7 protein-coding genes and 3 pseudogenes are annotated in these 10,754 nt (G+C 69.0%); 7 read left to right on the forward strand and 3 right to left on the reverse strand.

What is annotated here, in order from left to right:
* Positions 1-14 precede the first annotated feature (14 nt).
* From ACIBTS_RS43355 to ACIBTS_RS43370, 4 genes are all read left to right on the forward strand, one after another.
* Positions 15-935, forward strand: coding sequence for an amidohydrolase family protein (locus tag ACIBTS_RS43355; protein WP_399326653.1), 921 nt, complete (start codon positions 15-17; stop codon positions 933-935).
* Positions 936-1,050: 115 nt separating this feature from the next.
* The gene (locus ACIBTS_RS43360; RefSeq protein ID WP_399326654.1) at positions 1,051-2,103 is read left to right on the forward strand and encodes a zinc-binding dehydrogenase; all 1,053 of its coding nucleotides are present in this window, start codon (positions 1,051-1,053) and stop codon (positions 2,101-2,103) included.
* Positions 2,100-2,861 (forward strand): SDR family NAD(P)-dependent oxidoreductase, encoded by a 762-nt coding sequence (locus tag ACIBTS_RS43365; RefSeq protein WP_399326656.1) that lies wholly within the window; start codon positions 2,100-2,102, stop codon positions 2,859-2,861. Before ACIBTS_RS43360 ends, ACIBTS_RS43365 begins: the two co-directional genes overlap by 4 nt.
* On the forward strand, positions 2,858-3,127 hold the full coding sequence (locus ACIBTS_RS43370) for a hypothetical protein (RefSeq protein ID WP_351804360.1): 270 nt from the start codon (positions 2,858-2,860) through the stop codon (positions 3,125-3,127). Before ACIBTS_RS43365 ends, ACIBTS_RS43370 begins: the two co-directional genes overlap by 4 nt.
* On the opposite strand, the gene ACIBTS_RS43375 is transcribed toward ACIBTS_RS43370, so the two are convergent.
* Positions 3,072-3,395 carry a FadR/GntR family transcriptional regulator gene (locus ACIBTS_RS43375; protein ID WP_399326659.1) on the reverse strand — a complete coding sequence of 108 codons (324 nt, stop codon included), beginning with the start codon at positions 3,393-3,395 and terminating at the stop codon, positions 3,072-3,074. The genes ACIBTS_RS43370 and ACIBTS_RS43375 overlap by 56 nt on opposite strands.
* Positions 3,396-3,545: 150 nt before the next feature.
* Here ACIBTS_RS43375 and ACIBTS_RS43380 point away from each other — a divergent pair, with 150 nt between their 5' ends.
* The 3 genes and pseudogenes from ACIBTS_RS43380 to ACIBTS_RS43390 form a co-directional block, all read left to right on the forward strand.
* Positions 3,546-6,728 (forward strand): right-handed parallel beta-helix repeat-containing protein, encoded by a 3,183-nt coding sequence (locus tag ACIBTS_RS43380; RefSeq protein ID WP_399326660.1) that lies wholly within the window; start codon positions 3,546-3,548, stop codon positions 6,726-6,728.
* A gap of 210 nt (positions 6,729-6,938) precedes the next feature.
* Positions 6,939-7,936, forward strand: a pseudogene (locus ACIBTS_RS43385) (transposase).
* A gap of 93 nt (positions 7,937-8,029) precedes the next feature.
* Positions 8,030-8,458 (forward strand): annotated as a pseudogene (locus ACIBTS_RS43390) (transposase); the annotation flags it as partial.
* A gap of 33 nt (positions 8,459-8,491) precedes the next feature.
* Here ACIBTS_RS43390 and ACIBTS_RS43395 read toward each other — a convergent pair.
* A pseudogene (locus ACIBTS_RS43395) lies at positions 8,492-8,808 on the reverse strand (leucine zipper domain-containing protein); the annotation flags it as partial.
* 59 nt (positions 8,809-8,867) lie between these two features.
* Positions 8,868-10,754, reverse strand: a 1,887-nt coding sequence (locus tag ACIBTS_RS43400; RefSeq protein WP_399326662.1) for a family 43 glycosylhydrolase, incomplete at its 5' end; no start/stop codon positions are given.

Consider the following 10,754-nt stretch of genomic DNA (forward strand, 5'->3'; position numbering starts at 1 on the left):
ACTTGGAAACTGCCATGATCCCCGCCCCCGTCCTCATCGACGCCCACCACCACCTGTGGGACCTCTCCAACCGTCCGCAACCCTGGCTCGACGACCCCGACGTGACGGCGATCCGCCGCACCTTCACGCCCGAGGACCTGCTTGCCACCGCCACCCAGCCCATCGCGGGCCGCCGTCTGCACCGCACGGTGGTCGTGCAGTGCATCCCGGACGTGCCCGAGACCGAGGACCTCCTCGCCCTCGCGGAGCAGGAGACCCTGATCGGGGCCGTGGTCGGCTGGGCAGACCTGACCTCACCAGCCATCGGCGATCTGCTCGACGGGTTGCTTGCCGGACCGGGCGGTGCGTATCTTCGCTCCCTGCGCCACCTCGTCCAGGGCGAGACGGATCCGGGGTGGCTGCAACGCCCCGAGGTGATAAGGGGATTGGCGGCGGCCCGGGACCGCGGGCTCGGCTACGACGTGCTGGTCCGCAGCCACCAGCTCGACCAGGCGACCCGGCTGGCCGAGTGCTTGCCCGACCTGCCCCAGGTGCTGAACCACGCGGGCAAGCCGCCGATCGCCGACGGTGACCTGGCCGACTGGGGGCGGCAGGTGCGTCTGCTGGCCGCGCACCCGCAGGTGGTCTGCAAGGTGTCGGGGCTGATCACGGAGGCCGACCACACCCGTTGGACCACCGCCGACATCCGCCCCGCCTGGGACGTACTGGCCTCCGCCTTCGGCCCCGACCGCCTGATGTTCGGTTCCGACTGGCCGGTCGCGAACCTCGCGGGCGGCTGGAACCGGTGGGCCGCCACCGTGGACGAACTGCTCGACGGCTGTTCCGCCACCGAGATCCACGCGGTCCTCGCCGGCACCGCGACCGCCTTCTACCGTCTCCCCTCCGTGTCAGAGGAAGCCGACGTCGCGGCGGACAGCGCCACGCACACCATCTGACCCTCACGCCCACCCCGGCGTGCGCACCCATCGCGCACGCCGACGAACCCGCGCGGGACGTGCATCCGCCTCTGCTGACCATCGGCGTCCGCGCTGAAGGGACCCTGACGACACAATGACACTCGCCGTCCGTTACACGTCCGCCCGCACCCTCGACACGGCTCCCGCACTCAGTGCGCCGCCCGGTCCCGGCGAGGTGGAGCTGGCCCCCGCCTATGTCGGCATCTGCGGCACCGACCTGCACATCTTCCACGGCGACATGGACTCCCGGGTGGCCGCGCCCGCCGTCCTGGGCCACGAGATGTCCGGCAGAGTCGTGCGCGTCGGCCCGGGCGTGGAGGGCTGGGCAGCCGGTGACGCGGTCACCGTGATGCCGCTGCGCTGGGACGACACCTGCCCGGCCTGCCGCACCGGTCACCAACACGTCTGCCAGCACCTGGACTTCATCGGCATCGACTCGCCGGGCGCGATGCAGCAGCTCTGGACCGTGCCCGCTTCGACACTCATCCGGCTGCCCGGCACCCTCGCCCTGGACCATGCCGCGCTCGTCGAACCGACCGCGGTGGCCGTGCACGATGTGGGCCGGGCCAAGGTTCGCGAGGGTGAGAAGGTCGTGGTGGTCGGCGGCGGCCCGGTCGGCGTCCTGATCGCGCTGGTCGCGCGCTCCGCGGGCGCCGATGTGCGAGTGGTGGAGTTGAGCGCGCACCGGCGGCTGCTCGCCGAGGAGTTGGGGCTGACCGTGTGGGACCCGGCCGCCGACGACGTGCCGGCGCTGGTCGGCGCGTGGACCGAGGACGCGGGTGCGGACGTCGCCTTCGAGGTCTCCGGCGCGCAAGGCGGCGTGGACACCGCGGTCGACGTGCTCGGCGTACGCGGCCGGCTCTGCCTCGTCGCGATCCACCCCCGCCCCCGCGAGGTCAATCTGCACCGCTTCTTCTGGCGTGAACTGACCCTGGTCGGGGCCCGGTTGTACGACCGCTCCGACTTCGAGAAGGCGGTCGCCCTGGTCGCGGACGGCACCATCCCGGCCGAGCGGCTGATCAGCAAGGTCGTGCCGCTCACGCAGGCACCTGCCGCCTTCGAGGCCCTGGAGGGCGGCGGTGACGTGATGAAGATCCTCGTGAACTGCACCGACGACAGCGACGACGCCCAGGGAGCCGCCGTATGACCGCCTTCGACCTCACCGGACGGCTCGCCGTCGTCACCGGAGCCCGGCGCGGCATCGGACGGGCCATGGCCCGCGCGCTCGCCGGGGCCGGCGCGGACGTCATCGGCGTCAGCGCCCAGTTGGAGGAGTCCGGCAGCGCGGTGGAGAAGGACGTCCTCGCCGCGGGCCGCACGTTCGAGGCGATCCGCACCGACTTCGCCGACCCCGAGGCGGTACGGGCCCTGGGCGCGGACCTCGCCGGGCGCGAACGCCCGGTGGACATCCTGGTCAACAACGCGGGGACGATCCGCCGTGCCCCGGCCGCCGAACACACCGACGCCGACTGGGAGTTGGTGCTCCAGGTCAACCTCAACGCCCAGTTCGTCCTGTCCCGTGCGGTCGGCGCGGCGATGGTCGCACGCGGCCAGGGGAAGGTCATCTTCACGGCGTCGCTGCTCAGCTTCCAGGGCGGTATCACCGTGCCCGGCTACACCGCCGCCAAGCACGGCATCGCGGGCCTGACCAAAGCGCTGGCCAACGAGTGGGCGCCGCACGGTGTGAACGTCAACGCCATCGCCCCCGGCTACATCGCCACCGACAACACCCAGGCCCTCCAGGACGACCCGGTGCGCAGCAAGGCGATCCTGGACCGCATCCCGGCCGCCCGCTGGGGCAGCGCCGACGACCTCGCGGGCGCCACCGTGTTCCTCGCCTCGGACGCCGCCGCCTACGTCCACGGCGTCGTCCTGCCCGTGGACGGCGGATGGCTCGGCCGATGAGCGGCACATCCCGGGTCACCGTACTGGCCGGATCCCGCCTCCTGCCCGTGCTGACCGTGCCGTCCACCGCGAGCGCCGGCCCGCCGGCCGACGCGCTCGCCACGGGCGGTGCCCGGTGCGCGGAGGTCACCTTCCGCACCCCGGGAGCCGAACAGGTGGTCAAGGAGATGGCCGCCCATAGTGGGCTGACCGTCGGCGCCGGCACCGTCCTCACGCCCGAGCAGGTGGAGCGGGCACCCGTGTACCGCTTCCGGGCGCCGCCCTGACCAGCCCCTTTTCTTCGAGTACCTTCACCGACTCGCGCACGACGGTCCGACTGACGGCGAACTCTTCGCACAGCACCGCCTCGATGGGCAGCGCGGAGGTCGGGGGAAAGGCCCCGCCCACGATCCGGTCGACGAGACAGGTCACCACGGTGTCGCTGAGCCGGCCGGTCTGCCGTCGGGGAACGGCTCCGAGCGACCCTCCGAGGGCGCAGGTGCCAGTCGTTGACGACGGGCCGGGGTACCGGGGCGTGCCGCTCCTTGTGATCATCAAATGGGACAACCCACACCTTGCGGATTACATCATTCGTATGATGAAATCCCTCCGCCCCGGCGAAACGCCGGTGAAACATGGCCGAATTCCCGCCGGGTCGCGACCGCGATGGGACCAGGCACGGTGCGCATCACCGAAGGAGCCCTCGTGCTTTCACTCCGAAGAACGATCCCATCACGCCGCTCCCGCCCCCGCCCCCGGCCGCGGATTCGCGCCGCGGCCGCGGCGACGGCGCTCGTCGGCGCCCTGCTCTCCGCGGTCGTGTCCGCCGGAGCGGCGCAGGCGGCGGCCATGACGACGCTCTACGCGTCGCCCTCGGGTACCGGCACCGCCTGTTCCTCCACCCAGCCGTGTTCGATCACCCAGGCGAAGACCTCGGTGCGTGCGATCAACGCCGGCATGACCGGCGACATCGTCGTGCAGTTGGCGGACGGTACCTACCGCCTCTCCGCCCCGCTCTCCTTCACCGCCGCCGACTCGGGCAACAACGGCCACACGGTGGTGTGGAAGGCCGCCCCCGGTGCGAACCCGATCATCTCGGGGGCACAGAAGGTAACCGGCTGGTCGCAGTTCGACGCGTCCAAGGACATCTGGCGCGCCAATGTCGGTACCGGCTTCGACACCCGCCAGCTCTACGTCGACGGCCTGCTCGCCACCCGGGCGCGCACCCAGGTCACCCGCTCGGACCTGACCTTCAATCCGACCGGGTTCACCTTCACCAATTCCGCACTGAGCTACCTGAACACGCTGGCCAACCAGAGCCGGGTGGAGCTCGAGACGCTCAACAGCTGGACCGACCGCTACATGCCCGTGCAGAGCATCAGCAACAACACGTTCACCATGCAGCAGCCCGCCTGGGACAACAACACCTGGGGCTGGGACACCGTCCAGTCCCCGTTCCGCAAGGGACCGGCGTACCTGGAGAACGCCTACGAATTCCTCGATGCCGCAGGGGAGTGGTATCTGAACACCGCCACCGGCTACCTCTACTACAAGCCGCTGGCGGGCCAGGACCTCAGCACTGCTGACGTGGAGCTGCCGCGTCTGGAGTCGCTCATCAGCGTCGGCGGCACCTACAGTGCGCCGGCCCACGACCTGTCGTTCGTCGGTGTGCAGTTCTCCCACACGAGCTGGCTGCACCCGAGCACCAACGAGGGCTGGGCCGACCAGCAGACCGGCGGGTACATCCAGGGCAACTGGAACAGGCCCTCGGATGCCTTCACCTCCTGCAAAGCCGGATGCAGCCTGTTCGAGGCGACCCGGCCGAACCAGCTGCAGATGCCCGCGGCGGTACAGGTGTCCGCAGCGAACCACGTGACGTTCAGCGCCGACAAGTTCATCGGCCTCGGCCAGGAAGGCCTCGGCATCGGCGAGGACGCCAATGCGAACACCTCAGGTGTCGGCCTGGGAGCCGGCGACATCACCGTCATCGGCTCGCTCTTCAACCAGATCGCGGCCGGCGGCGTCATCGTCGGCGGCTACCAGGCAGACGCGCACCACCCCAGTGACGTCCGGATGACGAACAAGAACATCACCATCAAGGACAACCTCATCCACGACGTCGCGCTCGACTACCGTGACAACGACGCGATTCTCGCCACATACACCACCAACGCCGTGATCAGCTACAACGAGGTGTACAACCTGCCCTATACCGGCATCAGCATCGGCGAGGGGTGGGGAGTCAACGACCCGGGCGGCAGCCAGGACTACGTCAACCGGGGTCTGTACAACTACCAGCCGATCTACAACACCCCGACGACAGCCACGGGGAACTCGGTCACGGCCAACTACGTGCACGACTTCCTGCAGTCGATGAACGACGGCGGCTGCTTCTACACGCTGTCGGCGAACCCCTCCAGTGTGTTCGACCAGAACTACTGCACCAACGGCCCCAACTTCAACGGCATGTACTTCGACGAGGGATCGCGGTACATCTCCGCCACCAACAATGTCTTCAACGTCGGACCGTACGCCCACCAGAACGCCACCAGCACCAACAACACCGGCAATTTCACCCTGACCAACAACTGGGCCACGAAGGACGGCGACGTCACTGACGGCAACCGCGGCAGCGTGGTCAGCGGCACGGTGATCGTCACGGGCGGTGCCTGGCCGTCGGGCGCCCAAACGGTCATGAACGCGGCCGGTCTGGAACCCGCGTACCAGTACCTCAAGTACCCGGTGACCGCTCCCTACTCCAGCTTCGCGGTGAACTCGCCGGCCACCTTCAGCCAGGCGAACGGCCAGTTCGCGATCACCGAAGCCGGGACCGACGTCTGGGGTGCCGGCGGACAGCACGACGACCAGTACGGGGCCATCTACCAGAACCGAGCGTTCACCAACGGCACCACCGTGACCACCAAGGTGAGCCAGCTGGACAACACCAACGCCTGGGCAAAAGCGGGCATCATGGTGCGTAACAACATGACGGCCGTCGGCAGCTCGGCGGGGTACGCGGTCATGGCCGTCACGCCGGGCAATGGAGTCGTTCTCGGGTACGACTCCAACGGTGACGGATACCTCGACACCAACGTGAGGACCGCGGGCATCACGGCACCGGTCTGGTTGCGGCTCACCCGCACGGGCAACCAGGTCAGCGGGTACTACTCCACCAACGGGACCACCTTCACCCAGGTCGGCTCGGCGGTGAACCTGTCCGGGGCCAACGCGATCGAGGACGCGGGCGTCTTCCATAGCTCCCACGACGTCAACGTCCCGGGCACGGCCACCTTCGGCAGCCTGAGCATCACCACGTCCCCGCTCGCCGGATACGCGAACATCCCGGCCCTCCTCGACCAGCACCAGAGCCAGCTCTCGATCACCGGCGCCGGGGCCGACGTCTGGGGTGTCGCGCCGCAGCACGACGACCAGTACGGGGCCGTCTACCAGAGCCAAGCGTTCAGCAGCGGCACCACCGTGACTGTCAAGGTGGACCAGATGGACGACGCCAACGCCTGGGCAAAAGCGGGCATCATGGTGCGTAACAACATGACGGCCGCAGGCAGTTCAGCGGGGTACGCGGTCATGGCCGTCACGCCGGGCAATGGAGTCGTTCTCGCGTACGACTCCAACGGTGACGGATACCTCGACACCAACGTGAGGACCGCGGGCATCACGGCACCGGTCTGGTTGCGGCTCACCCGCACGGGCAACCAGGTCAGCGGGTACTACTCCACCAACGGGACCACCTTCACCCAGGTCGGCTCGGCGGTGAACCTGTCCGGGGCCAACGCGACCGAGGACGCGGGCGTCTTCCACACCTCCCACGACAACAAGATCTCGGGTACGGCCAACTTCAGCGGCCTGAGCATCACCACGTCTCCGTAGCCAGTTCTCCATCAGTCGGGCAGAGGGTGTTCAAGATCATCTTGCGACGCAAGACTTGAACACCCTCTCGACCACACCGTACGTAAGCTTGGTGTTTAACCTCGACCGTTCACCTGACCCGCTGATCTTGGTTCGTTCCCGGGACAGGCGGGACGGCCGTTCTTCACGCTTCGAGGTGTCGAGTGACGTCGTGTGAAGGAACGGCCGCTGGTGAAGAGTCTCGCCGCTGAACAGTCCGCTGACGCCGCGTTGGGTGTCCTGTCCCACTTTCGTGTCCAGTTCTACGACTGTCTGTACACCCGGGCGGATGCGCTTTTCGAGCTCGCCGACGCGGTGCTGTGCTCGGACGCCCGGTCACCTCGCTGGCCGAGTTGACGCTCACGGCCGAGCATCGGCGCGGGCACGGAGCGATGTACGACGCGATCAATCACGGCTGGCTGGAGCCGCGCCGCCTGTGCAGGCTGCCGGCCTCCACGCCGCTGCCGCGTGCCGCCGACGGGCGGATCGTGCTCGCGGTGGACGTGAGCAACTGGCTGCGTCCCGACGCCCCCACCAGCCCGGAGTTGCTGTTCTGCCACGTCTACGGGCGGGGCCGCAGCGCGGATCAGTTCATCCCCGGCTGGCCCTACTCCTTCGTCTCCGCGCTGGAGACGGGACGCACGTCCTGGACGGCTGTGTTGGACGCGATCCGGCTCGGCCCGTGCGACGATGCCACCGCGGTGACCGCCGCCCAGCTGCGCGAGGTGGTCACCCGGCTGGTGCACGCCGGGCAGTGGCGGCCCGGCGACGCGGACATCCTCGTTGTCATGGACACCGGCTACGACGTCACCCGTCTTGCCTGTGTCCTGGCCGACCTGCTCGTCGAGCTGGTCGGCCGGCTCCGCTCGGACCGCGTCATGCTCCGGGATGCCGGTCACGCCCACACTCAGCTCCGCCTTGCCCGGCCCCTCGCCGAGGACCTTCGTCGGCCCTGGGAGCGGCCGGCCGAGCCTCGTCGCCTCACCCCTGCCCGGGTTCGGCGGGGGTTCCGCCACCTCCGCGTGAAGACCGCCCGTCCCGCCGACGTGCCCAGACCCTCCAAGCCCGGACCCGGACGCCCACCTGGCTCGAAGAACCGCGGGCCAGCCCCACGTCACGAGCCTGGGAAGACCGTGAAACGAATCGAAACCCTCACCGAACACGTCCGCCTGAAACAGCAGCGAGGTTAATGATCAAGGTAAGAAACTTGGGGGACCAGCCATGCCGGGCCCGGAGGCCAGCGGCCCTCTTGCAGGACCGCGAAGAAGATAACGGGGGTTGACCTGCAGTCGGTCGAGGCGGACGCCGTCGTCGGCGCCGACAGCCGCGGCTACGACGGGGGCAAGCAGGTCGACGGGCGCAAGCGGCACGTCGTGGTCGACACCCTCGGCCTGCTGCTGGGGGTGACGGTCACCGCTGCGGATGTCGGCGACCGCACCGCCGCTCAGGTCCTGCTGGCGCGGGTGGCCGCCGAGCACCACCGCCTCGCCCTCGTCCGGGCCGACGGCGGCTGCACCGGCAGCCTCGTCGAGCACTGCCTGGCCGCGTTCGCCTTGGTCCTTGCCATCGTCAGGTGCAGCGACGACATGCGCGGCTTTGTGGTGCTGCCCAGACGGTGGATCGTCGGACGCCTTTTCGCCCTCCTGACGCGCAGCCGCCGCCTGGCCCGCGACTACGAGCGGTGCACCGCCATTGCCGAGGCGATGATCCTGTGGTCGATGACCGTGGTCATGACCCTTCGTCTGGCCCAGGACCGGGCCGATGCGGGCCGGGCTGAGCCTGCGGTCCTGCCGCAGCCGGCACACCCGGTCCTCCACTGGCACCGGGGTGCGGTGCGGCCTGCTGGAACGGTCCAGCAGCCCGGCCTCGTCCTCACGGCGCCAGCGGCGGATCCACTTGTCGGCCGTGGCCCGCGAGGTGCCCCTCTCGGCGGCCACATGAGCGACAGGACGGCCGAGCGGACGCGTTCGACGAGCAACCGCCTGCCATGAACGGTCAGCCGGGCATTGTGGTAGGACACGAAGACCTCCGTGCGGTGTGCTCCTGGGCAGCTCCACCACATCGGAGGTCTTCGCCATGTTCAAGACACGCCAGTGTCAACAACGCTCGTGATCAATACAGCTAGCCAGTGACGCGTTGGAAGGTCCATCGCTGGTTGGTGCTGCCCCTGTCGGCGTACTGGATCAGCGCGGCGCCGTCGGCCGTGCTGCCTCCGCTGACGTCGAGCACCTTGCCGCTGTTGCGGTTGACCACGACGAACACGCCACCGGTCACGGGACGCAGCTGCCACTGCTGGCTGGTCCGGCCGTCGGCGGTCGCCTGCACGACCCGCGCGCCGTCCGCGGTCGAGGAGCCTGATACGTCGAGGACCTTGCCGCTGCGGACGCAGGTGATGGTGTGGTAGCCGTCCGCTGTGGACTGGAAGGTCCAGTGCTGGTTCGATGCGCCGGTGTCGGGCCACTGGATGACGCCGGCGCCGTCCGCGGTCGACCCACCGGAGACATCGGCGACCTTGCCGCTGCGCACGCTGACGCATTTGTAGGCCCTGGTGGGGGCGATGGTGTACTGCATGGAGTCGAAGTCGACGTAGCCGGTGTTGTTGGGGTTGTAGGTGTACAGGCCGATCCGGTCGCCGCGGTATCCGCCCCAGGTGAGCTGGTAGGTGCCGCCGAAGGCGGTGTATGTGTTGCCGTCGAGGCTGTAGGAGAACTGGCTGACGCCGTTCACGTCCCAGGTGGTGCGCAGCCACACGGCGTTCTGCGAGACCACCGGGCCGTAGGTCAGGGTGCCGCCGACGTTCTGGGCGATCGTGGTGGTGGTCCCGGAGCGCCGCACGCCCAGTCCGGCGTAGGTGGCGGCGTAGTGGCACAGTCCGGCGTGCTGGCCGTCGGCGAGGCCGTCCAGTTCGAGGCGGACGGTCACCGTCGCGCCGCCCGCATTGCGCAGCACCCGTTGGGTGAGGGTGTTGCCGACCTTGGTCAGGTTGTCGGCCGCGAGCGGGGCGAACGCCTTGAGCCGGAGGTAGCCGGGGCGTTCGGTCAGTGACCAGTGGTCGGCGCGGGGCTGGTAGTACCACTCCCACTGCGGCTTGATGCTGCTGTCGGTGAACAGGTCACCAGTCACCACGGGGGGCAGCGCGTCCAGCGGCAGGCCGGGTGTGCCGCCGGCGGGCACGGGGCCGGTCCAGACCATGTTGCCGATGCCGTCCGTGCCGACCTGGCCCAGGATCGGCCAGCCGTCCACCCAGGTCACCGGGAGCAGGGACAGCGGCCGTCCCTCCCAGGCGCCGTGGCCGTGGTGGGTGACGAAGTACCAGGTGCCGTCCGGGGCCTGTACCAGGCCGCCCTGGTTGGGTTCGCGGTCCACGTTGGCGTTGACGTGTTCCAGCTGTTTGGTCTCGTAGGGGCCGTAGAGGCTGGAGCTGCGGTTCATCATCAGCACCCGGCCCTCGGACTTCACCTCGCTGTACAGGTGGTAGTAGAGGCCGTTGATCTTGTACAGCTTGTTGGCCTCGCTGCCCGGTGACTGGTGGATGACCGTGGGCGAGCCGACCAGGGACTTGCCGTCCGCGGACAGCTGGAACAGGTTGATCTTGTAGCTGTCCGAGTAGTGGCTGGTGACGAGGTAGCCCTGGCCGTCGTCGTCCCAGAACGGGCACGGGTCGTCCCAGCCGGAGGTCCGCCACACCGCCGTCAGTGGATCCCACGGCCCGGACGGCGAGGGGGCCGATGTCATGAAGAAGCCTTCGTCGGGGGTGTTGAAGTACACCCAGTACCGGCCCGCGTGATAGCGGATGGCCCCGGCCCACACACCGCGGCCGAAGCGGTTCATCTGGTCCCAGTTCAGCGCCGGCCCGATCTGGGTGAGATCACCCACCGCGCCGCCGAGAGTGCGCCAGTTGACCAGGTCCTTCGAGTGCAGCACGGCCACGCCGGGCGAGTACCCGAACGTGCTGGTGATGCCGTAGTAGTCGTTGCCGACCCGGATGCAGTCCCAGTCGCTGAAGTC

The organism is Streptomyces sp. NPDC050121 (assembly GCF_044460385.1).
GTDB classification, from domain to species: Bacteria; Actinomycetota; Actinomycetes; order Streptomycetales; family Streptomycetaceae; genus Streptomyces; species Streptomyces soliscabiei.

What these genes read in the sequence shown, in the direction of transcription:
- ACIBTS_RS43365 (WP_399326656.1), top strand. Translation starts at nt 2,100, where the DNA reads ATGACCGCCTTCGACCTCACCGGACGGCTCGCCGTCGTCACCGGAGCC.
- ACIBTS_RS43370 (WP_351804360.1), top strand. Translation starts at nt 2,858, where the DNA reads ATGAGCGGCACATCCCGGGTCACCGTACTGGCCGGATCCCGCCTCCTG.
- ACIBTS_RS43355 (WP_399326653.1), top strand. Translation starts at nt 15, where the DNA reads ATGATCCCCGCCCCCGTCCTCATCGACGCCCACCACCACCTGTGGGAC.
- ACIBTS_RS43375 (WP_399326659.1), bottom strand. Translation starts at nt 3,395, where the DNA reads ATGATCACAAGGAGCGGCACGCCCCGGTACCCCGGCCCGTCGTCAACG.
- ACIBTS_RS43360 (WP_399326654.1), top strand. Translation starts at nt 1,051, where the DNA reads ATGACACTCGCCGTCCGTTACACGTCCGCCCGCACCCTCGACACGGCT.